Genomic DNA, 23,988 nt, shown 5'->3' on the forward strand with positions numbered 1-23,988 from the left:
ACGCTCCAAAGGGTGCGCCGGTTCGTGGTTGGGCGTGGTTAACGGGTAACCTAGAGCAGCATGAGCACAGGTTTGACAGTCAAGACTGGAGTCGAGACATTCGGCAGCGTCAGTGTTGCCATGGTGACCCCGTTCGATAAGGACGGTGCCTTGGATATACCGGCTGCTCGAAAACTAGCCGCTCACTTGGTGGATAACGGCCTGGATGCCCTTGTAGTATCCGGTACCACCGGAGAGTCACCGACTACGACGGTGGACGAGAAACTTGAACTTCTGAAGGCTGTCAAAGATGAGGTCGGTGACCGTGCCAAGATTATGGCAGGTGTCGGTACGAATAACACGGCAACTACGATCGATCTAGCAAAAAAGTCCGCTGAAGCGGGAGCCGATTCTTTGTTAGTGGTCACGCCGTATTATTCGAAGCCGAGTCAGGCGGGCCTTATCGCTCATTACACAGCGGTGGCGCAGGCAACCGATTTGCCCATCAGTTTGTATGACATTCCTGGACGCTCGGGCATCTCAGTGGAGTCGGACACGATTGCCGAACTTGCTAAGTTGCCCACCATCAAAGCAGTCAAAGACGCCAAAGGTGATCTGCATGCTGCTTGTAACCTCATGCAAGAAACTGGACTCGCATGGTATTCCGGTGACGACCCGGCCAATTTGCCGTGGCTGTCCGTCGGGGCCAGCGGCTTTATTTCCGTTATCGGACACGCCGCGCCACGAGCTTTGCGTGAGTTGTACGACTCATATGACGAGGGAAATCTCGCCCGTGCGCGAGAAATCCACACAAATGTATTAACACCGTTAATCCAGGCGCAGCAGCGTCTGGGAGGTGCCAATTTTGCTAAAGCAGCCCTGCGCGAACAGGGAATTGAAGTAGGCGAACCACGTCTGCCACTCGCTCCGTTAGACGACGAGCAGGTGGATGGGTTACGCCGTGATTTGGACCAAGCTGGAGTCTTATAGATGACTGAATCTCGCACCCGTTCCCGGAAAGTTTCCCGAAAAGCGGGGCCACCGGAGGACGTTGCAACCGTAGCGCAATCACTGTCACAATCTAGTGGTGCCACTGATACCGCACCAAGCCCTTCGTTCAAGCCACCAGAGGCGAATTCACAGTCTGGTGGATCCGACGACGATGGTGCTGGTAACAACCAAAACCGACAGAAGTCGAACAAGCCTAATAAACAGGGGGCGCAGAAGCAGGGCAAACCCAATAAGCCGGATAACAAAAAATCTGGCAAGAATCCCCGCTCTAATAACCGGGAAGACTCTGGTTCGAATAAACAAGGCGCCGCTAAAGACAGCGAAAACAACCATGGCGACGGCAAGGACAATAACGGAGTCAACTCCGCTAAAGGTCGTGGCCGTGGCTCCCGTGGGCGAAATAACCGTGGCCGTGGTGGCAACAACCAGGGTAGCGGTAACAACCAGGGCGGCAACAACAATCGTGGTCGCCGTAACGTACCGAAATCGATGCAAGGCGCTGATCTCACCAAACGCCTGCCAGAACCACCCCAGCTGCAAAAAGGCTCGCTGCGTATGTACGCTCTTGGTGGAATTTCGGAGATTGGTCGCAACATGACCGTCTTTGAGTACGATGGCAAGTTGCTGATCATCGACTGTGGCGTGTTATTCCCGTCGTCTGGAGAACCAGGCGTCGACTTGATCTTGCCTGACTTCGGCCCGATCGAAAAGAAGATCGATAAGGTAGAAGCGCTTGTTGTGACACACGCGCACGAAGACCACATTGGGGCTATCCCATGGCTGCTGAAGCTGCGGCCAGATATTCCAATTGTGGCTTCGAAATTCACTTTGGCGTTGATTGCTGCGAAGACTAAAGAACACCGCCAGAAGCCGAAGATGGTGGAAGTTAACGAAAAGTCAGATGTCAGCTACGGTCCGTTCCGTTGCCGTTTCTGGGCTGTCAATCACTCCATCCCAGACGCGCTGGGAATCATGTTGAACACCCCAGCTGGTTCAATCATTCACACGGGCGATATTAAGCTGGATCAGACCCCATTGGACAATCGCCCGACAGATCTTCCAGCCTTGTCACGTTATGGTGACGAAGGCGTAGACCTAATGCTGTGTGATTCCACCAATGCAACCGTTCCTGGTGTTTCTGCTACCGAGGCAGATATCGCTCCGACGTTGAAGCGGATTGTGGCGTCTGCGAAAAACCGTGTGATCGTTGCGTCATTTGCATCTAACGTTTACCGTGTGCAGGCCGCCATTGATGCCGCGGTAGCAGCGCACCGTAAGGTCGCTTTTAACGGACGCTCGATGCTGCGAAACATGGAGATCGCGGAAAAGATGGGGTACCTACGTGTACCAAAAGGAACCATCATCCCGATTGAAGAAGCCTCAAAGATGGCCTCGCACAAGACGATGCTCATCACTACCGGCACGCAGGGTGAGCCGATGGCTGCATTGTCGCGCATGGCTCGTCGCGAGCATAGGCAGATCACCGTTCGAGCAGGAGATCTTATTATCCTGTCTTCCTCGCTGATCCCTGGTAACGAAGAAGCAGTTTTTGGCGTGATGAATATGCTTTCGCAGATCGGCGCTGAGCTGATTACCAACGCAGATGCTAAGGTGCACTCGTCGGGCCACGGTTATGCTGGTGAACTGTTATTCCTCTATAACGCAGCGCGACCAAAAAATGCATGGCCAGTCCACGGTGAATGGCGGCATCTACGTGCCAACAAAGAGCTTGCCATTTCTACCGGGGTTCCGCGCGAGAGAGTCATGTTGGCCCAGAATGGCGTGGTCATTGATATGGCTAACGGTAAAGCAGAGGTTGTCGGACAAAAGACCGTTGGAAACCTCTACGTTGATGGCCTAAATATGGGCAACGTCGATGCGGATACCTTGGCTGACCGTACGAGCTTGGGCGCTGGTGGCGTCGTTTCTATTACGTGCGTGGTCGATAACCGAACTTCACAGCTTTTGGAGCGCCCACGTGTGGAGACAACGGGCTTTGCAGAAGATGATCGTGCCTTGATCCCGCAGGTTGTCGAGCTCGTGGATAATACGATGAATGATCTTGCTGCGGAAGGTGAAAACGACACCTACCGCATGGTGCAGAAGTTGCGCCGGAAAGTATCTCGCTTCATCGAGCAAAATTGGAAACGCGAACCTGTTATCCTTCCGACCGTTGTACCAATGGCTTCGGAAATAGAGATCGTCGACGACGAAGAAGTCGATAATTCTCGCGAGTCCGTCTAAGCTCGCTTTTCCTCAGTAAGACATGTTTCCCAGGGTACCCTGGGAAACATGTCTTTTTCTGATTCGGAACGCCAGTGCTTGGCAGACTTAATGCTCAAACGTGGTCCTGATGCTCCAACCTTATGTTCGGGTTGGAAGACAGCAGATTTAGCAGCGCACTTGTGGGTGCGCGAACATCGTCCGGATGCGGCGTTAGGTATGTTTGTCCCGTCATTGTCGTCGCATCTTAGGAAAGTGCAAGAAAAGGCAAAGGCACAGCGTTACGAGCAGCTTGTAGAAAATTGGCGGCAGGGGCCTCCGCAGTTTTCCTTATTCCGATTGGTTGAAGCGAAGGTTAATGCAGTAGAAAACTTTGTTCACCATGAAGATGTCCGCCGTGCGGAACCGAATTGGCAACGCCGGGAAATTAGCTTGGAGGGGGAGAAATCCTTAGCCAGAGCCTTGCCCCTGCTTGCTAAAACAATGCTGGGGAAATCTCGACTACCCATCATTCTCTCTGCGACTGGTTTCCCACCATTGACCTTCGGTGGAAGCTGGGGCGTAGTCGATAAGGGTGATGATGTGGTGCGTGTGTCAGGGGATATTGGTGAATTGATCTTGTGGGGATTTGGACGTAATGCAGTCAGCGTTGAGATCACAGGGGAAGAGAGCGCTATCGTTCGATCAAGCTTTTAGACTTGACTAACAGTTGTGTAAGTTAATACACGAAATTGGTGTGGCGCTTGGGGATATTGGGCATTGAGGCATTAGGGTATGGGGCATGTCTGTAAAGTCCACCAGCCCTCGCAATCATCGTGGTGGCGGCGAGCGTAACAAAGCCCGCGCCAACTCGACTCGCCCGGCTCCGCGCACCCGCTCTGGTCGCACAGCCGGGAAAAAATTAAGTTCTGGAATGCCGGAAAAAACTGGTGGAGATCCCGCGAAATCTAGGGAGGAGAATTCTGATTCTGCAAACCTAGAAACTGTAGTTTTTGGTTCTGCGCAACGTGCAGCCAATACTTCGCATGAACGCACGGGAAGTGCTTTCCGTGCTGTGGGCTCAGGTATTGCCACTGCATTTTCGAAAACATCAGGTGCGCTCAAAAAGTTCGGAAATATTGGCCAGGATGATGACGATTACGAGGCATATGCCGACTACGACGACTTTACCGATGGTGTCGACACAGATGCCGATGCTACCGAAATGGGCCGGCAAGCAGCTGGCAGGAATAAGAAGCGGAAAAATTCACCTGCAGGATTAGACGAAGATCTCTACTCGACAGACATGACGGGCAAGAAGGCTAAGACAAAAAAGGGACAACGTAGTTCAGGCGTGATGGCGCAATCACGAGAAAAGAAACGCGCGACCGATAATCATGTGTCAGCTGATGGCTTAGACCAGCAGAGTGATGATGCACACGCTGAGCAGATTGAGGGGAGTGAGGTCGGTACCTCCGAGTCAGCTCTCCCTGCGGTGAAGCCGGAGGCGGGCGTACCTTCGTCACGCTCTGATGCGATTGCCTTAACACTGATTGGTGTTGCCATCGTTCTGGGTGCTTCTGTGTGGCTTGATATCGCTGGATTTATTGGTCGGGCCATCGCGACGGCCACCCATGCCGTGTTGGGGGCCGGTGCCTTCATTGTCCCCGTCGCGCTCATTCTCGCAGCATCGGCGTTGTTTTCCGGCAGACGCGTGGCTGTAGAACACAGGGTTCGTGTATCCATGGGGACTGCGTTGATCGTTATTTCTATGCTCGGATTGATCCATCTATTTTCCGGAGCACCAGCAGAATGGCCGGAACGATTTGTCGCTGGTGGTGCACTCGGGGCATGGACAGGCGGAGCATTAGCTGCTGGATTCAGTCCCTATGTTGCTGTTCCTCTGTTGTTCCTAGTCATTATTTATGGTGCATTGAAGGTCACCGGAATTACGGTCAAAGAGTTTACTGAGTATTTGCGTAATGTAATTTCTGGAAATAGCAACAAAAATTTGGATGCTGATCCCGATCGGGAGTCGGTCGGCGGCCACAATGAATACGGGGATGCCTACGGGCGAGCGAACGACGAAATTGCAGCCATTGCATCTGGAGCACAACGCACGCCACGTCGACGCGCGCCGTTGCGGACGAATCCAGTGGCTTCGCAGTCTAAGCGGCCAGGTTTCACAACAACCCAGTCAAGCACCGCAGGGACACACGATGTAGTTGCTAATGCTAAGAAGAGCACCGGACTTTTTCCTCGCATCGAACAACCATCTCAGGTAGAGCACACTGAGGTGCTTTCCAGTAATGGTTCTCGAGAACATCAGGAGCAGGTTTCGAAGACTGCTGCTGGTTTGGAAAATGCGCCGACGGCAAGTGATACGGATGAGTTTCCTGCGGTCTTGGACAGTCCAACGAGGTCCAGGTCTGCTCGTACGGAACCAGAAGTAGAGAAGACAGAAGAGCTGCCTCTAGCGCCAGAAGATGCTGTGGACCAAGCTCAATCCGGGCTGCAACAAAAGCAAGCTGCAGAAAACCCGCGCACCGTGGATACCAAGTACCAGGATACGGCGCGACAAACTCGTGTGCTCGGAGTAAAACCGCAGTCTGGCGCTCGTCAGCCTGAGGCGCAACAAGCAACCCAGGTTGGTTTGGCGTCGCAGATTAATGATGGACCGCGTGAAGACGCAGGCGCGACTCAGCAAGCATCGAAATTGGCCACTGAATATACGATTCCTTCTGCAGGTCTATTGGAACCGGGGCGAGCTCCGAAAACCCGGACGGAGATAAATGACCGCACAATTGAAGCCATCGATGCATGTTTTGCGGAATTTAAGGTTGATGCGCAGGTCACCGGTTTTACCCGTGGGCCAACAGTGACGCGTTATATCGTTGAGCTTGGGCCAGGTGTGAAGGTTAGCAAGATTACGAACTTGCAATCGAACCTTGCCTACGCGGTAGCCACTGGCAGTGTGCGTATTCTCGCTCCGATCCCCGGAAAGTCTGCAGTCGGTATCGAAGTGCCGAATTCCGACCGGGAGATCGTTCGCTTGCGTGATGTCCTGGAATCTGAGGTTATCGCGGGAGATGAAGATCCGACATTGGTTGGGTTGGGTAAAGATATTGAAGGCGAATTCATCTCGTCGTCGATTCAGAAAATGCCCCATTTGCTGGTCGCCGGTTCGACTGGTTCTGGTAAATCGGCTTTCGTTAATGCGATGTTGGTTTCACTGTTAACTCGCGCCACTCCGGATGATGTTCGGTTGATCCTGGTGGACCCCAAGATGGTGGAATTGACCCCGTATGAGGGCATCCCGCATTTGATTACACCGATTATCACGCAACCGAAGAAAGCCGCAGCGGCGTTGCAGTGGTTGGTGGAAGAAATGGAGCAGCGCTACCAAGACATGCGCTCGGCGCGCGTGCGTCATATTAAGGATTTCAACCACAAAGTGCGCACCGGTGAGGTGCAAGCCCCGGCGGGGTCCGAACGGAAGATGGAACCGTACCCATTCATCGTGTGCGTGGTGGACGAGTTAGCAGATCTTATGATGACGGCCCCGAAGGAGATCGAGGAATCCATCGTGCGGATCACGCAAAAAGCGCGTGCAGCTGGTATTCACTTGGTCCTTGCTACGCAACGTCCATCGGTAGATGTCGTTACTGGTCTAATCAAGACTAACGTGCCGTCGCGGTTGGCGTTCGCGACTTCGTCTTCCACAGACTCGCGTGTGATCCTGGATCAAACAGGCGCAGAGTCGCTTATTGGTATGGGTGATGGTTTATTCATTCCACAGGGTGGAAGGCCAGTGCGTATGCAGGGTGCATTTGTGTCCGACGATGAGGTGTACGCCGTCGTCGAGGCAGCGAAGGAGCAAGGGGAACCGGACTATACCGAGGGCGTTACCGAGGACAAACAAGCCGAGGCGAAAAAAGCAATCGATGATGATATCGGCAAGGATATGGACGACTTGCTGGAAGCCGTCGAGCTTGTGGTGACTTCCGGATTAGGCTCAACATCTATGTTGCAGAGGAAGCTACGTATCGGTTTTGCAAAAGCTGGGCGCCTGATGGACCTCATGGAAACCCGCGGAATCGTCGGCCCATCGGAGGGCTCGAAGGCGCGCGAAGTATTAACGAAGCCAGAAGAACTTGACACTACGATTTGGATGATCAAGGGAGCAGATCCGGCCGACGCCCCGCGAGAAGTGCAAGAGCAGCAGAATCAGGGGCAGCCAGATAACGTTGTCGAGGACTCCGCTGGTGACACGGATGGTTCAGCTCATATTACAAAAGCTACGTATAATCCAACGTCACAAGCTTTTTAGCGCATTGAATAACCACATCTTTGGTTCAGTGCGCTAGACTGTTGTGCAGTCCATGGAGGGGAGTATCCTCGACGCGACAGTAATCGTCAACACGGTACGAAGCCTTCTGTACCCGGTTCTGTCGGCCCAGTATGAGCGCATTGAGGCTCCTAAGAGCTCGTAATTATGCGGATACTGCGGTAGGAGAGACCTCTGGTCCATCTACATGCTGACCGGAGGTCATGGTGGGAGTACCACTTTTTATTTGGTTAATTACGATCGCTGTCATCGCAGGGTTCTTCATTTTCGATTTCTATAGTCACGTGCGCACGCCACACGCGCCGACACTAAAAGAAGCTGGCTTTTGGTCGGCGTTTTATATTGGTCTGGCTCTTCTTTTCGGTGCGGTCGTGTGGTTTGGCTGGGATGCTGAGCATGGAATCGAGTACCTTACGGGCTATGTGACTGAGAAAGCCTTGTCAATCGATAATCTCTTTGTCTTTGCATTGATTATCGGAGCTTTCCAAGTGCCTCGTAAGTATCAACAAAAAGTATTGTTGATCGGCATTGTTTTGGCTCTCGTTTTTCGCTTGATATTCATTCTGGCTGGTTCTGCCTTGATCTCTGCATGGTCCGATATCTTCTATATATTCGCGATCTTTTTGCTGTATATCGCGATTAAACTTGTCGTTGATGAGTTTCGGGATAAGCCAGAAACCCATCCGAATGACATGTTTATCATCAAAGCAATACGCAAGATTATGCCAGTGACAAAGGACTATCACGGGGATAAATTGGTCGTTCGTAAGTCCGGAAAAACCGCTGTCACACCGCTTCTGGTAGCACTGTTGGCAATTGGGTTTATCGACGTCATGTTTGCTTTTGATTCAATTCCGGCAATTTACGGTATTACGACCGAGGCTTACCTGGTGTTTGCTGCAAATGCCTTTTCGTTGATGGGACTGCGTCAGCTGTATTTCCTTCTCGACGGGTTGCTAGATCGCTTGATCTATCTGGCGTACGGATTAGGCGTGATCCTAGGATTTATTGGCATCAAACTTCTGCTGCATGCACTGCATGAAAACAACCTGCCTTTTATTAACGGTGGCGAGAATCTTGCAGTGCCAGAAGTATCCACGGTCGGTTCGCTAGTGTTCATTGTTGCGACATTGGTTGTGACCGTTATTGCCTCGATCATTAAATCTCGTCGCGATGTAGCTCAAGGTGCCGTTGATACCCGCAAAGCCGCGGGGGTATGACCAGACGCGTAACGCTGAAGGGGTAAGGTTCTAGGTGTGAGTACCACATCTGCGAAGCCGTCTAACCTAAATCTCCCGAACGTTCTCACGAGTATGCGGATCGCTTTTATACCGGTCTTTGTATGGCTCGTCCTTGCAGGCGGGGGAACCGAAATCGCTTGGATGTGGGCTGCTTTCCTGGTTTTTGCGGCTCTTATGGTCACGGACAAACTCGATGGAGATATAGCCCGAGCGCGCGGGCTCGTGACGAACTTCGGCAAAATTGCAGACCCTATTGCCGATAAAGCACTCATGACGGCAGCCTTAGTCAGCTTGAATGTCATCGGCGAGTTGCCAGTTTGGATCACTGTTGTAATCCTCGTTCGCGAATTTGGCATAACAGTTTGGCGTTTTGCCTTGCTGCGTCAAGGAAAAGTGGTTCCTGCTAGCCAAGGAGGGAAGCTCAAGACGGCGCTCCAGTCTCTCGCAGTTGCCCTATATCTTTGTCCACTGCCAAGTTGGATGAATATTCCGACGTTGCTTGTAATGTTAGCCGCCGTTGCAGTTACTTTATGGACGGGATACGTCTATCTTCGGGATTCTCAACGGGAGAATTAGTGTGAGTGAAGCAGACGAAAACTTTATTAATGCTGGAACGGTGCTTGGGGTATTGGAATCACGGGGGCAGACTCTAGCTACCTGTGAGTCTTTGACTGCCGGTGCGCTGGCAGCACGGATAGCCGATATCCCGGGGGCTTCGGCAGTGTTACGAGGTGGGTTGGTGACTTATTCTGCGGATCTGAAAACTTCTTTAGCTAGAGTCGATGCCGACGTGATTGCACATTATGGTGTTGTCTCTGCAGAATGTGCGAGGGCAATGGCCGCCGGAGCCCGCATAGTTTGTGAGAGTGATTGGGCTGTGTCTCTGGCTGGTGTGGCTGGGCCAGGGGCTGCGGACGGTCACGCTTCTGGTGATGTTTATGTTGCGGTAGCCGGCCCGAAGATGGGAAACGGCGAATCGGCTTTCTATCAATGGCCGGATGTCTCGCGTGCGCAGGTTCGTGGTAATGCTGTGGATGCTGCAATTCAGCTTTTATACGAGAAAATCACTTTGCACTAGAGCACCTTAAATTAACCATAGATTCTTGTTCCTTCGTGCTAGACAGCTCTCGAAAATGCTTTTGCTTAAACCGGTAAAGTCCGTCCTTCGCGTGAAAGGTCGTTGTATACTTGCCGAAGATCCCACATTTCGAGTGGGAACAAATAATGAACTCGAATCGTTGGAATTAGTGATGGCAACTCAATCAGTAGTACTCGATACTCCGATTATCACCGGAGAGCGCACTGCGTATCATGAACGTCTGGCGCAGCCGGAACCGTTATTGCGGCAAGCCTTAGGGCTCGCGCTGCGTGCTTTTCGCGCCGATAAAGGTGTCACGTTGCGTGAACTTGCGAAAGCGGCTCGGGTTTCGCCGGGCTATATTTCCGAGCTAGAGCGCGGACGCAAGGAAGTCTCGTCGGAACTATTAGCATCTGTCTGTCACGCGTTGAATGCAACTGTTGCTGACGTGCTCATCGAAGCTGCTGGAAATATGGCAATGACTTCGGTAGACCAAGAACTGGCGAAAGCTTCCCCGGCTGCAGCAGAACCAGTCTCGGAGCTGTAGAATTCGCGCAGTTCGTCGGTCCATTGATTCCGTTGATTTGTGGTTCTATAGGGACTGCGAGACCTACTTATTGACCTCGATACGCACATAGGAAGGCGTTTGATTAAGCATGGCTAATCCTTTCAGTAAAGCATGGAACTACTTCATGGCTCTGTTCGATTCCAAGATCGACGAACATGCGGATCCGAAAGTTCAGATCGAGCAGGCGATTAGCGACGCAAAACGCCAGCACCACGAATTATCGCAGCAGGCAGCTGCTGTTATTGGTAACCAGCGGCAATTAGAAATGCAGTTGAACCGCCGCCTTAATGAGGTCGAAAAACTTCAGTCCAATACTAAACAGGCTCTTGAACTGTCAGATAAGGCTCGCCGCGAGGGCGATGAGCGCAAGGCAGTTGAATACGAAAATGCTGCTGAAGCTTTTGCTGCACAACTGGTGACTGCAGAACAATCCGTGGAAGAGACTAAGCAGCTACACGATCAGGCGCTAAAACAGGCGGATCAAGCCAAGCAGGCAGTTGAACGGAACAACATGCAACTGCAAGAAAAGTTCCAGCAACGGTCGAAGTTGTTGAGCCAGCTGGAACAGGCCAAGATGCAGGAGAAGGTTTCGGAGTCGTTGAACTCCATGAACAATCTCACCAATGATTCTTCTCCTTCACTCGATAGTGTGCGCGACAAGATTGAGCAACGTTATTCTCGTGCTCTCGGTCAAGCTGAGTTGTCCGAGAATTCAGTTCAGAATCGCATGCACGAGGTCAAGCAGGCCGGTATCCAGATGGCAGGGCATTCGCGACTCGAGCAGATTCGTGCGGAGATGGCTGGCTCGAACTCTGCGCAACAATCCGTCACGCAAGGGCAATCTACTGCCCCGAAACAAGTGGAATCTGGACAGCAAGCCAGCTCCCAGACGCAGCAGAATTCACAGCCACAGGTTTCACAAGATGAGATTGCGAAACGTATGCGTGAGCTCCGTGGCGAATAAGTCACATCAGCACCAATAAGATGTCGATTTTAAGGCGGTGACGTTATGCGGTTAACCGAATTCAGTCGCCTGCTCAATGATGAGTTTGGCGAAACTCAGGCGAAATGGATAGCGCATTCACATGTGTTAACAGGCCGTGAAGCTACTGCCGACGAACTCATCGACGCGGGATGTGATCCGGCAGAAATTTGGGATGGAATCATGCATGATTTTCGTATTCCAGAAGAACGTCGCCTAGGTAAAGATAATCCCGGCTGGTAAGGGTCCTGCTACCGCATGAATCCCGCGTCGCCAGGTGCAAAACCGGTTAGCTGGGGCAGGATGATCCGTGGAACCAAAAGTAAGCGGACGCAGTCTAATTGATATGCAGTACAGGAAAATGACGATCGCGGTTGCATGACAGTACATGCCGACGCGGTTAATTGATGTGATTAGGTACTCTCCATGAGTCCTAGTGAAAGTAGAGGAAATGGCAACAAAGAAAAAAACTAATAGCAAGAAATCCGATAACGCCGGGGCAGACCGCCAGAAGGCCTTAGATGCCGCGATGGCGATGATCGAGAAGGACTACGGCAAGGGGGCGGTTATGCGTTTGGGTGACGATGACCGTCCTCCAATCCAGGCGATCTCATCCGGTAATACCGCAATCGACGTCGCATTGGGGATTGGAGGATTCCCGCGTGGTCGAGTCGTGGAAATCTATGGCCCAGAATCGTCGGGTAAAACGACTGTAACTTTGCATGCGATTGCAGAAGCTCAGAAGGCAGGCGGTATTGCGGCGTTCATCGATGCTGAGCACGCGCTCGATCCGGAATACGCTCGACTCTTAGGCGTCGACACCGATAACTTACTGGTCTCGCAACCAGATACTGGAGAGCAAGCATTAGAAATTGCGGATATGTTGATTCGTTCCGGCGCAATCGACATCATCGTGGTGGACTCGGTTGCCGCCTTGACACCAAAGGCCGAGATCGAAGGCGAGATGGGAGATTCGCACGTCGGACTGCAAGCGCGCTTGATGTCGCAGGCATTGCGGAAGATGACTGGCGCTTTGTACAACTCTGGTACCACCGCGATCTTCATTAACCAGCTGCGCGAGAAAATTGGTGTGATGTTTGGCTCACCAGAAACCACCACTGGTGGCAAAGCTTTGAAGTTCTATTCTTCAGTTCGTTGCGATATTCGTCGAATCCAAACTCTAAAAGACGGCCAAGATGCGATCGGCAACCGGACAAAAATCAAGATTGTCAAAAACAAAGTTTCGCCACCGTTTAAGGTCGCTGAATTTGACATCATGTATGGTGAAGGTATCTCACGGGAGTCTTCGATCATTGATCTGGCCGTAGAAAACAATATCGTGAAAAAATCTGGTTCCTGGTTCACCTACGAAGGGGAGCAGCTTGGCCAAGGAAAAGAAAAAGTCCGTCAGTTCCTGAAATCGAACCCTGATTTGAGTGATGAACTAGAGCAAAAGATTTTCCAGAAGCTTGGAATTGGTAAATACGCAGCCAAGAATAATAAGGATGCCGAAAACTTCGATGTTCCAGGATCAGATACACCATTGAGCGATAACGCAGACGTTAATGACGGTGCGCCAGATTTCGATGACTCCGAAGAGTAACCAGCCTGCGCATCAATCTCGTGGCGATTCGCAGCCGAGTGCACGAAAAATTACGCAGTTGCGGGATGCCATTGCCGCACACACCGCCAAAAACTCGGATGGTTCGGCTTTCATCGATCGCGAGCTAGAAGAAGCAAAAACACCGGTGCGCAAGAAGGCCCTCGGCCTACTCAATTACCGTGCACGCTCCACGCAGGAGCTGCGCGGTAAACTTCTCGATGCAGAATTCGAAGCAGAGGTTATCGACGAAGTCATCGCTGATTTAGAACATTCTGAATTATTGAATGACGAGAAATTTGCACACGAGTGGGTCCATCAGCGACACCAGCGACGTGGGAAGACACGGTTGGTGCTCGACCATGAATTGGCGGACAAGGGCATCGCCCCGGGGATCAGGGCGCAGGCACTAGAACAAATCGATGACGACGACGAGGCCGCGCTCGCAGAAACCTTGGCAAGGAAAAAAGCCAAGAAGGTAAAGCGAATGGAAGATCGTGCAGATTATGACAAAGAGCTGCGGAAAATTGTCGGGGTTCTTGCGCGGCGAGGTTTTGGCCAGGGGATGGCACTCGGCATTGCACGACAAGCTCTCGACAAGCGATGTGATGAGTTAGGAACCGAAGTTCGCTAGGGTTTGGCCCAGACCGGCAGCAAATCACGATGAGAATGTAGAGTTCTCAGTCGATGTTTTAAACCGCATATATGTAGCAGGTTAGCTATATTACGGAGAAGGCGCCGAGAATCTACTGGACCTGGGTAGCGGCGAAACTGAGATGTTCATAGCAACCTGTTACTTTGACGGTGAAACTGACGAAGAAGAAAAACTTGCGGCTCGGAACATGCTCTCGTGCACGGGTATTAGTCCGTGTATATATGGTTTTCAAAATTAGAGGAGAGCATTCATGTCCGGAATAATTGCCAACGGACTGTATAAAATTTTTGGGAAAGATCCTGTTCGGGGGGTGCAAGCACTGAGAACTGGGACCACTCGTACAGAGCTGCGTGACCAAGGTTTGACAGCTGCAGTCATCGACGCAAGCTTCGAGGTGGTTCCTGGAGAAGTGTTCGTCGTCATGGGGCTATCCGGAAGTGGAAAATCAACCTTGCTGCGCATGGTCAATGGACTGCATCCCGCGACAGCCGGGGAGCTGAGCTTAGGTGGTCGTCTCATCACCGAGATGTCAGAAGCTGAGCTGCGTTCAGTGCGTAGAGACAATATCTCCATGGTATTTCAAAACTTTGCGCTATTACCGCACCGAAGTGTAGGAGAAAATGCCGCTTATGGCTTAGAAATCAAAGGTGTAGGCAAAACTGAGCGCGAAGAAAAAGCAACCAAAGCCCTACAACTGGTGGGGCTTGACGGCTGGTCGCATTATCGCCCGGATGAGCTCTCAGGTGGTATGAAACAACGCGTCGGCCTCGCCCGTGCTCTTGCTAACGACGCCGAGATCCTTCTGATGGATGAAGCGTTTTCTGCTTTGGATCCGTTGATCCGGAAAGAAATGCAAGATTACCTGCTAAATCTCCAAGCAGAGCTAGGAAAAACTGTGGTATTTATTACTCACGACCTGAATGAAGCCATGCGTGTGGGAGACCGAATCGCAGTCATGCGAGATGGTCGTATTGAACAGATTGGTACTGCCGGTGAGATTTTGCGCAAACCCGCAAATAGCTACGTAGCTCAGTTTATTCAGGATATTGACCGTGCTCGCGTGCTAGTGGCCGGAGATATCTGCACACAAGCGGAATCGCAGCAATTTGTTAGCGCAGCGCTTAGCAGTGAGCTCATCGTGAACTCACGGACTCCAATCGCGCATTTATTTACGCATTCTGCTCGCAATGATGCCCCGCTCGTGGTCAAGAACGACATCGGTGAGATCGAAGGCATTATTACTCGAGAACGTTTGCTTGCTGCTGCGGCGAACGATACTAACCTTCTCGAAGAAAGCGGACGCTAATGGCATTGAGCGAAGAAATTATCCCGCGCATCCCTCTCGGCACCTGGGGCGATAATGCGCTCATGTGGCTGAGGGAGAATGCCTCAGTGATCTTTGATGTTTTTTCTGAGATCACAAAATTTCTGGTCGAAGCTCTCGCGGATGGGTTAAAAGCAATACCAGCAATCCTGTTGTTGGCCATTTTTGCTTGCGCAGGTTGGGGACTGCGGTCATGGCGGCTAGCGCTTAACGCGTGTATGAGCTTCTTGTTAGTGATGGGGCTACGGCAGTGGGAACAAATGCTCGACACTATGGCGATGGTGATAATCGCGACGCTGGTCGCAGTGGTCATTGCGCTCCCTGTCGGGATCTGGGCGGCAAAAAATGATCGGGTTTCGGCAGTGGTACGCCCTATCTTGGATTTTATGCAGACAATGCCGGCTTTTGTCTATCTGTTGCCTGCAGTGATGTTCTTTTCTATCGGTGTGGTTCCGGGAACCTTTTCGACGATCATCTTTGCTCTGGCCCCGGGGGTACGTATGACTGAACTGGGGATTCGCCATGTTGACCCCGAGGTCGTGGAAGCGGGACGTGCCTATGGTGCTACTGATCGACAAATTTTGCGCGGAATCGAACTTCCCATGGCGATGCCGTCGATTATGGCGGGGATAAACCAAATAATCATGCTTTCGCTGTCGATGGCGGTTATTGCAGGCATGGTGGGTGCCGACGGTCTTGGTAAAGAAGTCGTTGCAGCGATCTCGACGCTTAATCTCGGCCAAGGTTTGGAAGCAGGTCTTGCTGTGGTGATTTTGGCTGTATTCTTAGATCGGCTAACAGCGGCCTTAGGTAATTCTGGTGATTATCCATCGTCATTATTAGCACGGTGGCGGAAAGCTCGGCGACAGCGACAGAAAGGAAGAGTGGAACAAGGTCTGGTCGAGAACGCAAAACCGTAGTTCACCAATTTCGGTTGCTGCAGGGAACGGACACGATGAAACTGAGGCACCAACCTAGATCCCTATATGGTGGCATGTCGGCGCAAGAGATGGCTGGTAGCGTGCTGTTATGAACTCGCGCTGCCAGTAACTACAATGAACTCCCGTGAGCATGCGCAATGAATATAGGGAAAATAACACTGAAATGTGGCAACCGTCCGTTGACGTGGCTGAGCCGGCGAAGACCGAAAAAGTCTGTCACGGGGCTGCCAAAGAGAATTGCGCAGATGTAGCTGAAAATTTAGCAGACATAAAAACAGAACAATCGGAAACGAGCCCTCGGACGTACGAGGTTCGTACTTTTGGCTGTCAAATGAATGTACATGATTCTGAACGCCTAGCCGGATTGCTGGAAGATGCTGGATATGTTTCGGCAGCAGAGTACCGTTCGGATAAGAGCACTGATTCGGAATCCAAAAACTCTGGCCCAGTCGAGCCGGATCTTATTGTTTTTAACACCTGCGCAGTGCGTGAAAACGCTGATCAACGCTTATACGGTACCCTTGGTAACCTAAAGAAAACCAAGCAAAACCACCCAGGAATGCAGATTGCTGTTGGCGGTTGCTTGGCGCAAAAAGACAAAGATGCAGTTTTAGACAATGCACCCTGGGTGGATGCTGTGTTCGGCACTCATAACATGGGGTCGCTGCCTGCCTTGTTAGAGCGTGCGCGGCATAATGAACAAGCTCAGGTCGAAATTGTTGATGCTTTAGAAGATTTTCCTTCAGTCTTACCGGCAAAACGCGAATCTGCGTATTCTGGGTGGGTCTCCATTTCGGTTGGATGCAATAACACCTGTACTTTTTGCATCGTACCGTCCTTGCGCGGTAAAGAAATCGACCGTCGGCCAGGAGATATCCTCGCCGAAGTTGAGGCGCTGGTACAGCAGGGGGTGAGTGAAGTTACCCTTTTGGGACAGAATGTCAATGCTTATGGCGTCAACTTTGTTGATCCTGAACTCAAACGCGATCGCAGTGCGTTTTCTAAGCTGCTCGCAGCGTGCGCTCAGATCGAGGGGCTCGATCGTTTGCGCTTTACTAGCCCACACCCTGCAGAATTCACCAGTGATGTTATCGACGTAATGGCCGAATACCCGGTCATCTGCCCGCAGTTGCATATGCCTTTGCAATCAGGATCTGACAAGGTCCTCAAAGACATGCGCCGGTCTTATCGCAGCAAGAAATTCATGAAGATTGTCGATGAGGCGCGCGAGAAGATTCCTGGTGCTGCGATCACCACTGATATCATTGTCGGTTTTCCCGGTGAGACTGAGGAAGATTTTCAGGCCACAATGGACATAGTTCGGCGTGCTCGGTTCTCGTCGGCCTTCACTTTCCAGTATTCGCCGCGTCCTGGTACACCGGCAGCAGAGATGGAAGCTCAGGTGCCTAAAGAAGTCGTGCAAGATCGCTTCGAGCGGTTGGTTGCTTTGCAAGATGAGATCATGTTGGAAGACAATCGTGCGTTGGTAGGGACTGAGGTTGAGTTACTTGTCCAAGCAAGCGGAGGACGTAAAAATGAGAAAACCAACCGGTTATCTGGGCGTGCCCGCGACGGCCGTTTGGTGCACTTTTCTCCACGCGGAGACTTAGACGGTGAGATCCGTCCAGGAGATGTCGTCACAACCACGATCACTGCCGCAAAACCGTATTTCCTGATTGCTGATGGTGGAGTTAGCCAACATCGTCGAACTAAGGCCGGTGATATGTCGAGTGCAGGCAAGACCCCGAGCACCGCACCTGTTGGCGTAAGCCTGGGCTTGCCGACGGTGTCGACTCGCAGCAATTAACGCTGTCTAATAGCATCGAAAATATGACTACTTGGCCATCACAACAACCAGCGAGATCAAATTCTCGACCGGACGCGGAAAAATCTGCGGCGGTAGAAAAACGAGCAGCGCGCACTATGACTTTGGGTAAAGCTGTCTACCCACTGGGAGGCGCAGTTTTCGCGTATGTGGGGTTCTTGATTCTCCCGTATGCTGGTAATACTCGCGGCTATGAAATGTTGTTCGGTAGCAGTGACATAACTACTGTGATTGAACAAGTCTGGGCAGTGTTGTTAACCATAGGTATTGGGCTTGCGAGCACCTCTGTGCTGCTCACCAAATTCGCGCCCGCTGGGTTGGTCGGTTGGATGTGCGTAGCGGTTGCCTTGCCGTATTCTTTGTTCTCGTTGTGGGTGCGTCATACGGGCCCACACGGTGGTGAGAACGCGCCGCATTCCATCGGCATGTATGTTGGCATTCTCGGCGCGGTGCTTGCGTTTGGCGCGTATTGTGCGGTTGCTTTGAAAAAGAATCCGGAACAACGAGCTGCAGCACGCATGCGTGCGGATTCGACCACGGTTGATGAGGTTACTCGGTTAAAGCGCGTCTCCGGTATGACGGTGCAGCATACAGATTATGATTCCAACCCATTGTTTGTTGACGACAGGCGTCGTCGGGCAGGTTCGCGTGCTAGCGAGAACGATTAGTTGGCATCGAGCGATTTTTCCCAGGTGGAGCTGCAACTGAATTCGGAGGCTCCCAGGGCGCGATAAATAGCGCGCATCTGGTCGGGCTGCTCAGGGACCGAACCATAAATGCGTTGCACACTTGGCCAGTGTGCACGCGCAGCAGCGATTGCGTGACGTTTGACCAACTTTGCTAGACCCTGATTCCGATTTTCGCGTGCAGTGACCGTTAGAGTCCATTCCGCTACCGAGGGATCAGAGCCATAGTGTCGGGCAATTTCTGTGAGTGCACAGATCTTTCCTGTGTGCTTGTCGACGATTCCGACCAGCAGGGTAGTACCACCGCGTGCCCGCAAGCGCTTAGCGGCTTGGGCCATCCGACTTGGGGTCCAGTGGATTGGCTCTAGTTCCAAGCCTCCGTTAGGGACATCGACCGAAGCTATGGTCAATAATTCGCGTATTTGCGAAGAATATTTTTCCGTAATTGCGAAATCTAGCCACGTGACAATTTCGTAGTTTAGTTCTCTGCTGCTTAGTCCTGTGCTGCTTGGTCCTCTGCTGTTTCGGGTGTCTGTAACGGGTTTTTGTTCCTGTTTCTCGACTGGAATAAATGCTTGGACATGCCCTAAATGCTGTTGATAACCGGCGTGTGTGATCGCGAAGTAAAACGGATCGGCGCTTGGTGGGTGGTTTGCTGGATAATGCAGCGTGATCTGTGCGCGAGTGCGGCCGAACTGGATAGCGATATCTTCGGTATAAGCGAGTAAACATTTTGCTACTGCTGTCGCTTTTTTACTAGCGCGCTCACCTGGTAAAGGAAGAAGGTCCAGGTCAAGTACACACTCGATTTCGGCGATGGTGGTATCTTCCAGCAAGGGCAAAGTGAGGTGAATAAAACCTGCAAAATTAGGCTCTCTGCCGGGCCAAGCATGCCCGCGAATTCCGGATTGTTGCGGGGGCTCGGTAGAGCTAATAAGAGGATAGGACAACTCTGAGACTTCACCCAGGGGTGCGTTTTCGCAGAGAGCGAACAGATAGGTCGCCGATTCCGCCGAACCCGCTAATTGGGAGACAACTCGTTCAGGTGCTGTTGAAGCTGCAGGGTCCTTTGCGGCATCTTGGGCTGCAACGTTAGCAGCAAGCACAAAATCCCGAATCTCATCGCTGGGGATGAATTGGCTCTCAGGAAGATTTTGCGCTTGCGGCGTGAAATCCGAAGGTTCTTGCCGAGACTGGATGGGAGTGGAAAATTGCGCGAGCTGCATGAGAATCTAGAAATTCCTTTATTGTTCAGGATTCTCTAGGCTCTGTTCAGCCATTCGAGTCCATTCGCGCCATTGTTCGGCCTGGTGGCGCAAGTTTTCGGCTTTGGCTTGTTTCCCGGCCTTCTGCGCTGCATCGGCTTGCGCAGTGAAATCATCGACTTTTGCTTGAAATTGGGCAATACGGGCTTGTGCTTCGGGGTCTGTGCGCTTCCATTCCGCATCCTCTGCTTCCGCTACCCGAGCCTCTATAGCGGCGATCTTGTCTTCGTATGTACGAACCTGATTGCGCGGGACGAAGCCAATCGCGTCCCATTTCTCTTGCAATTCTCGGAGTTTTTCTCGGGCGCTGGAAATACCTTTCGACGGATCAATTAGCTCGTCGTAGTGGGCAAGCAACGCATCTTTTTGCTCTGCATTTTGAGCAAATTCTTCGTCTTTGGCTGCTTGTTCGGCATCTCGTGCGCTGAAGAAGTGATCCTGGGCAGCGCGGAATCGGGTCCATAAGGCATCGTCAGCACCCCGTGGCGCGCGCCCAGAGGCTTTCCATTCGCGCATGAGATCCCGATAAGCTCCAGCCGTACGTGACCAATCTGTGGAGTTTTGTAAAGCCTCGGCTTTTTCTACCAATAATTCTTTGCTTTTTTGTGCTTGCGCGCGTTGTTTATCTAGATCTGCGAAGTGTGCACCTCTTCGCCGGTGGAATGCGTCTCGAGCTCGGGAAAAACGTTTCCACAATTCGTCATCGGTGGCTCTGTTGAGGCCTTTAATGGACTTCCATTCTTCCAGAATCGCACGCAACCGGTTACCTGCTGCTTTCCACTCTGTGGAGTTGTCTGCAATTTCTTCGGCTTCGGTTGCCAAACGGTCTTTGGCAATTTTGGCCTCGGTTGCACGGTGCTGCTGATCACGCTTGGCTTGCTCGGCGGCATCGTCGCAGCGTTTACTAATCTCGGCGAGCCGCTCGTCCAGGGCGGGTAGATTACCGATGACTGCAGCATCGTGGAGGGTTTCGCGTTGTGATTGTGCTGAACGGGCGATTGCTGCAGCATCATGCGGATGCGCGCGTAGACGAGTTTCCAGCACCTCAGCTTGGGTGGCTAATTCGTCGAACTTAGCCCCGTAGTGTGCTAGCCCTTCGTCCTTGCTGCCAGCTTGCCAATAGCCGACTACGCGCTCACTTCCAGCAAGAACACTGGTGAGGTAGACGGTTCCATCCGTGGAGATATAGCCATGGTCCTCCGGATTAGAGGTAATCGGCGCAGATACTGGCACCGGTGTCGGTGTGGAGGCAGACATGGAGGATGAGCGTGCGGAAGCGTGTGGCCGAGGCCCCGGTTTAGGAATAGATGCGGGGGTTGGGTTAGGGGTGTGCTGCTGTGTCATCGCTAATTGTCCTCGAAGTTTCGTGAACTTAAACAAGCCGGTGCTGTCTAGGCGTTGTTTATGTGCGGTCTGGGTTGTTCTGGTCTGTTAGGGGGTAGCAAGTTAGTACTTCTAATTTACCTGCCATACGCCTTTCTTCGTCGTTTCATACAATATCGTTCTTTCCCAAGGTACAACCGTTAGGCTAGATATCGTGAGTATGAATTCCGTATCTTCAGCTGAGTCGGCAGAAATCACCCCTGCAGAAAAGCATGCAGATGATTTACCGATATGCCATTCGACCCTGGCATTTCCTTTGTGCATCGTGCCGACCAGTCCTGCACTTGTTGCGCAATTAGCGCCAGCAGATACCGCTAGCGGCCGTATTCGCTACCGCGTTCGCGAAATATTGAGGATGCTTGTCGACACCACTCGCGAATCGGGCACACCTGTTACCGAGATTGTTTTAGTCGGCTCGCAAGATCCTCGTTGGCGCACCGAACATCGTGGTAATTTCCGCGCGTGGGGCGCACCGGAGATTCAGCTTGCCGACGGACACTATTTGGCGGAATTGGTCCTACGCTACCTGTGTAATGAACTGGAGCCTTTAATCACTGCTAGCTACGGTAGCCTGCAAGAATTCGCCGCTCACCAACACGAGTTAGGAACACTGGTGCTCATGGGGATAGACGGCAGTGCGGGCCTGAGCCAGAGCGCACCGTTGGCCGAACTACCGACCGCGTCGCACGCACATCAATGGTCGCAAGCATTGCTCGGTGGCAACACTAGCGGGCCTGGCTTCGCTACACATCCGAATAGCGAGCAGTTATCTCGCGCAGGGGTATGGGAACCAGAGCTTTGGCTGGAAATTGCACAGCTGAAAGCTGCAGGAGGAATCACGTCTTTGCATTTGCACGATCTCGACACGACCCACGGAGTGGCACGCTATATAGCAACCGGTTTAATCGAGCCTGCAGCTGTTTTCAATAGATTTTTCCAGCAGGAATTTTAATAGTTTTCACAAAGGGGTTTGCAGAGGATATGGCAAGCGCAAATAGAATTCATACCCCACGACCATTAGCAGTAGTGGGGCCCACTGGGGTGGGAAAATCAGATCTCGGACTCGCCTTGGCGCAGTATTTCGACGGGGAAGTTGTCAATGTTGATTCCATGCAGCTTTATCGTGGTATGGATATCGGCACCGCTAAACTGCACCCGATAGAACGTCAGGGAATTCCGCACCACCAACTCGACGTGCTTGCTGTCACCGATACCGCCTCCGTTGCGGCCTTTCAGCGTGCCGCAGTCGCGGATGTTAACGATACCCTGGACCGCGGGAAAACACCGATCATCGTCGGTGGATCTATGATGTATGCCCAAGCTTTGCTGGACCAGTGGGAATTCCCTCCCACCGAACCCGCCGTGCGTGAGAAATATTATGAGTTACAGGAAGAAATAGGTACTACAGCACTCCACCGCAAATTGCGGGAGGTAGACCCAGCTGCTGCTGCGGTGATCGAAGAAAACGACCCACGCCGCATCGTCCGTGCCTTGGAGGTCATCGAACTAACAGGGAAGCCGTTCCAAGCCAGCCAACCAGATAAAACCTCCGCTTATCGTTGGAACGCCACGGTTTTCGGCTTATATGTCGATTCACAATGCTACAACGAGCGCATCGCCACGCGTACGCGCAATATGTTTCAGCAAGGACTGGTAGAAGAAGTACGAGCACTGCAAGGACAAGGATTGGTGGCTGATTCCACCGCTGGCCGTGCCATTGGATACGCGCAAGTTTTAGCAATGCTGGACGGCGCGCTCACCGCAGAAGAAGCCGAAGAAAAAACACTGATTGCGACCCGACAATACGCCCGAAGGCAACGCTCATGGTTTCGTCGTGATAAGCGCATCGTCTGGCTCGATGCCACAGCAGACCCGTACCGGCAAGCCATTAACTACCTGGACACTATTGGTAATTCGAGCGCGACTATCGAAAATCCTCACAGTTCGTTGTCACCCCGGTAAACTTAAAACCTGTGAACTTCCAGATAGATTTTGCAAAAGGCCACGGAACCCACAATGATTTCGTCATCATTGACGATCCCAGCAATCAGAGAGACCTCACGGAGGAACAGGTTCGAGCATTGTGTGACCGCACCGGTGGCATAGGCGCCGATGGCATCCTACGTGTTGTTCGCACCGAGCACGTAAAACCACACGTGTCGCAAGTATCCGAATCGAATGCCACTTGGTTCATGGACTACCGCAACGCCGATGGTTCTATAGCTGAGATGTGTGGCAATGGAACTCGAGTCTTTGCTCATTGGCTCTATCGTCAGGGCTACGAGACGGTGCCACAATTCAGCATTGCTACTCGCGCCGGGGATAAAACCATCAAGGTTGCGGAAGTTGACGATTCGGGGCGGATACCGGATAGCCAGCAAGCAGTTATCAGCGTGGAAATGGGGCGGGCTGAAATCACAGGCTTGTCGACGGCTCATATTGGCCGGGAATCTTTTGCAGGAATTGCGGTCGATGTGGGGAACCCACACCTTGCGGTGGTAGTTCCAGGATGGAACTCGGAGGATATTGCTCGTCTCCAGCTGCAGACGCCGCGTATTGATGAGGATTTCTTCCCGGCAGGAGTCAATGTGGAGATCGCGACTCCACTAGTGGATGGCACAACGCATATGCGCGTTTTTGAACGTGGGGTTGGTGAAACAAAATCCTGCGGAACTGGAACTGTAGCAACAGCTTGTGCAGTCCTTGCGGATGCTGGCAAGCAAGAAGGCACGGTCACCGTCGTCGTACCGGGGGGAACTGTAACTGTCGAAATCCGTGAGGATGGTGCAACGCTGACAGGCCCATCGCGCATCGTTGCCCAAGGTACCTTCCACATTGAACTGGCGGACCAGTAACAGTTTTTGCAACTACGGATTCTGTCCCTCGGACCGGAGTAGCTA

At 52.2% G+C, this 23,988-nt stretch carries 21 protein-coding genes; 19 read left to right on the forward strand and 2 right to left on the reverse strand.

Features of this window, described 5'->3' with window-relative positions:
* The first annotated feature begins 60 nt into the window (after positions 1-60).
* The 16 genes from dapA (at position 61) to O146_RS0105405 (ending at position 18,422) form a co-directional block, all read left to right on the forward strand.
* Positions 61-969: a 4-hydroxy-tetrahydrodipicolinate synthase gene (dapA, locus tag O146_RS0105330; RefSeq protein WP_023019340.1), complete on the forward strand. Its 909-nt coding sequence runs from the start codon at positions 61-63 to the stop codon at positions 967-969.
* Complete coding sequence (locus O146_RS0105335) at positions 970-3,234, forward strand: RNase J family beta-CASP ribonuclease (protein WP_027017879.1); 2,265 nt, start codon at positions 970-972, stop codon at positions 3,232-3,234.
* Positions 3,235-3,282: 48 nt separating this feature from the next.
* Positions 3,283-3,909 carry a TIGR03085 family metal-binding protein gene (locus O146_RS0105340; RefSeq protein ID WP_027017880.1) on the forward strand — a complete coding sequence of 209 codons (627 nt, stop codon included), beginning with the start codon at positions 3,283-3,285 and terminating at the stop codon, positions 3,907-3,909.
* 85 nt (positions 3,910-3,994) lie between these two features.
* The gene (locus tag O146_RS0105345; RefSeq protein ID WP_027017881.1) at positions 3,995-7,522 is read left to right on the forward strand and encodes an FtsK/SpoIIIE family DNA translocase; all 3,528 of its coding nucleotides are present in this window, start codon (positions 3,995-3,997) and stop codon (positions 7,520-7,522) included.
* Positions 7,523-7,743: 221 nt separating this feature from the next.
* Positions 7,744-8,760: a TerC family protein gene (locus O146_RS0105350; RefSeq protein ID WP_027017882.1), complete on the forward strand. Its 1,017-nt coding sequence runs from the start codon at positions 7,744-7,746 to the stop codon at positions 8,758-8,760.
* 36 nt (positions 8,761-8,796) lie between these two features.
* Positions 8,797-9,357 (forward strand): CDP-diacylglycerol--glycerol-3-phosphate 3-phosphatidyltransferase, encoded by a 561-nt coding sequence (gene pgsA, locus O146_RS0105355; RefSeq protein WP_023019345.1) that lies wholly within the window; start codon positions 8,797-8,799, stop codon positions 9,355-9,357.
* A gap of 1 nt (position 9,358) precedes the next feature.
* A complete protein-coding gene (locus O146_RS0105360; protein WP_051619275.1) occupies positions 9,359-9,859 on the forward strand; it encodes a CinA family protein in 501 nt (166 codons plus the stop codon).
* Between the two features lie 172 nt (positions 9,860-10,031).
* The gene (locus tag O146_RS0105365) at positions 10,032-10,406 is read left to right on the forward strand and encodes a helix-turn-helix domain-containing protein (RefSeq protein ID WP_027017884.1); all 375 of its coding nucleotides are present in this window, start codon (positions 10,032-10,034) and stop codon (positions 10,404-10,406) included.
* Between the two features lie 109 nt (positions 10,407-10,515).
* The gene (locus O146_RS0105370; protein ID WP_027017885.1) at positions 10,516-11,391 is read left to right on the forward strand and encodes a PspA/IM30 family protein; all 876 of its coding nucleotides are present in this window, start codon (positions 10,516-10,518) and stop codon (positions 11,389-11,391) included.
* A 45-nt stretch (positions 11,392-11,436) separates the two neighbouring features.
* Positions 11,437-11,652, forward strand: a complete 216-nt coding sequence (locus tag O146_RS0105375) for a DUF3046 domain-containing protein (protein WP_021352635.1) — start codon at positions 11,437-11,439, stop codon at positions 11,650-11,652.
* Positions 11,653-11,860: 208 nt separating this feature from the next.
* A complete protein-coding gene (gene recA, locus O146_RS0105380) occupies positions 11,861-13,012 on the forward strand; it encodes a recombinase RecA (RefSeq protein ID WP_023019349.1) in 1,152 nt (383 codons plus the stop codon).
* Positions 12,996-13,643: a regulatory protein RecX gene (locus O146_RS0105385; protein ID WP_051619293.1), complete on the forward strand. Its 648-nt coding sequence runs from the start codon at positions 12,996-12,998 to the stop codon at positions 13,641-13,643. The genes recA and O146_RS0105385 overlap by 17 nt, the downstream gene beginning before the upstream one ends.
* 271 nt (positions 13,644-13,914) lie before the next feature.
* On the forward strand, positions 13,915-14,970 hold the full coding sequence (locus tag O146_RS0105390) for a quaternary amine ABC transporter ATP-binding protein (RefSeq protein WP_027017887.1): 1,056 nt from the start codon (positions 13,915-13,917) through the stop codon (positions 14,968-14,970).
* Positions 14,970-15,908, forward strand: coding sequence for an ABC transporter permease (locus tag O146_RS11210; RefSeq protein ID WP_064833247.1), 939 nt, complete (start codon positions 14,970-14,972; stop codon positions 15,906-15,908). The genes O146_RS0105390 and O146_RS11210 overlap by 1 nt, the downstream gene beginning before the upstream one ends.
* Before the next feature lie 289 nt (positions 15,909-16,197).
* Positions 16,198-17,736 carry a tRNA (N6-isopentenyl adenosine(37)-C2)-methylthiotransferase MiaB gene (miaB, locus tag O146_RS0105400; RefSeq protein ID WP_027017888.1) on the forward strand — a complete coding sequence of 513 codons (1,539 nt, stop codon included), beginning with the start codon at positions 16,198-16,200 and terminating at the stop codon, positions 17,734-17,736.
* A gap of 23 nt (positions 17,737-17,759) precedes the next feature.
* On the forward strand, positions 17,760-18,422 hold the full coding sequence (locus O146_RS0105405) for an Rv2732c family membrane protein (protein WP_035000603.1): 663 nt from the start codon (positions 17,760-17,762) through the stop codon (positions 18,420-18,422).
* On the opposite strand, the gene O146_RS11215 is transcribed toward O146_RS0105405, so the two are convergent.
* Positions 18,419-19,666, reverse strand: coding sequence for a hypothetical protein (locus O146_RS11215; protein WP_051619276.1), 1,248 nt, complete (start codon positions 19,664-19,666; stop codon positions 18,419-18,421). The two genes, O146_RS0105405 and O146_RS11215, sit on opposite strands and share 4 nt — an antisense overlap.
* A gap of 18 nt (positions 19,667-19,684) precedes the next feature.
* Positions 19,685-21,049, reverse strand: coding sequence for a DUF349 domain-containing protein (locus O146_RS0105415; protein WP_027017890.1), 1,365 nt, complete (start codon positions 21,047-21,049; stop codon positions 19,685-19,687).
* A 193-nt stretch (positions 21,050-21,242) separates the two neighbouring features.
* Between O146_RS0105415 and O146_RS11220 the strand changes: the two genes are divergently transcribed.
* Genes O146_RS11220 through dapF form a run of 3 tightly spaced genes read left to right on the forward strand, consistent with a single transcriptional unit; the run spans position 21,243 to position 23,943 of the window.
* Positions 21,243-22,040 (forward strand): hypothetical protein, encoded by a 798-nt coding sequence (locus O146_RS11220; protein WP_155896240.1) that lies wholly within the window; start codon positions 21,243-21,245, stop codon positions 22,038-22,040.
* Between the two features lie 29 nt (positions 22,041-22,069).
* Complete coding sequence (gene miaA / locus O146_RS11225; protein ID WP_051619278.1) at positions 22,070-23,050, forward strand: tRNA (adenosine(37)-N6)-dimethylallyltransferase MiaA; 981 nt, start codon at positions 22,070-22,072, stop codon at positions 23,048-23,050.
* Positions 23,051-23,061: 11 nt separating this feature from the next.
* Positions 23,062-23,943 (forward strand): diaminopimelate epimerase, encoded by an 882-nt coding sequence (gene dapF, locus O146_RS0105430; RefSeq protein WP_021352622.1) that lies wholly within the window; start codon positions 23,062-23,064, stop codon positions 23,941-23,943.
* Positions 23,944-23,988: the final 45 nt, after the last annotated feature.

The sequence above is a fragment of the Corynebacterium pseudodiphtheriticum DSM 44287 genome, from assembly GCF_000688415.1.
In the GTDB taxonomy this organism is placed as follows: Bacteria; Actinomycetota; Actinomycetes; order Mycobacteriales; family Mycobacteriaceae; genus Corynebacterium; species Corynebacterium pseudodiphtheriticum.

Coding starts and splice junctions, on each gene's coding strand:
- recA (WP_023019349.1), top strand. CDS start 11,861: ATGGCAACAAAGAAAAAAACTAATAGCAAGAAATCCGATAACGCCGGG.
- O146_RS0105405 (WP_035000603.1), top strand. CDS start 17,760: ATGACTACTTGGCCATCACAACAACCAGCGAGATCAAATTCTCGACCG.
- O146_RS11210 (WP_064833247.1), top strand. CDS start 14,970: ATGGCATTGAGCGAAGAAATTATCCCGCGCATCCCTCTCGGCACCTGG.
- O146_RS0105370 (WP_027017885.1), top strand. CDS start 10,516: ATGGCTAATCCTTTCAGTAAAGCATGGAACTACTTCATGGCTCTGTTC.
- O146_RS0105390 (WP_027017887.1), top strand. CDS start 13,915: ATGTCCGGAATAATTGCCAACGGACTGTATAAAATTTTTGGGAAAGAT.
- O146_RS0105350 (WP_027017882.1), top strand. CDS start 7,744: ATGGTGGGAGTACCACTTTTTATTTGGTTAATTACGATCGCTGTCATC.
- O146_RS0105385 (WP_051619293.1), top strand. CDS start 12,996: ATGACTCCGAAGAGTAACCAGCCTGCGCATCAATCTCGTGGCGATTCG.
- O146_RS0105340 (WP_027017880.1), top strand. CDS start 3,283: ATGTCTTTTTCTGATTCGGAACGCCAGTGCTTGGCAGACTTAATGCTC.
- O146_RS0105345 (WP_027017881.1), top strand. CDS start 3,995: ATGTCTGTAAAGTCCACCAGCCCTCGCAATCATCGTGGTGGCGGCGAG.
- dapA (WP_023019340.1), top strand. CDS start 61: ATGAGCACAGGTTTGACAGTCAAGACTGGAGTCGAGACATTCGGCAGC.
- O146_RS0105335 (WP_027017879.1), top strand. CDS start 970: ATGACTGAATCTCGCACCCGTTCCCGGAAAGTTTCCCGAAAAGCGGGG.
- O146_RS0105375 (WP_021352635.1), top strand. CDS start 11,437: ATGCGGTTAACCGAATTCAGTCGCCTGCTCAATGATGAGTTTGGCGAA.
- O146_RS11215 (WP_051619276.1), bottom strand. CDS start 19,666: ATGCAGCTCGCGCAATTTTCCACTCCCATCCAGTCTCGGCAAGAACCT.
- O146_RS0105365 (WP_027017884.1), top strand. CDS start 10,032: ATGGCAACTCAATCAGTAGTACTCGATACTCCGATTATCACCGGAGAG.
- miaA (WP_051619278.1), top strand. CDS start 22,070: ATGGCAAGCGCAAATAGAATTCATACCCCACGACCATTAGCAGTAGTG.
- O146_RS0105415 (WP_027017890.1), bottom strand. CDS start 21,049: ATGACACAGCAGCACACCCCTAACCCAACCCCCGCATCTATTCCTAAA.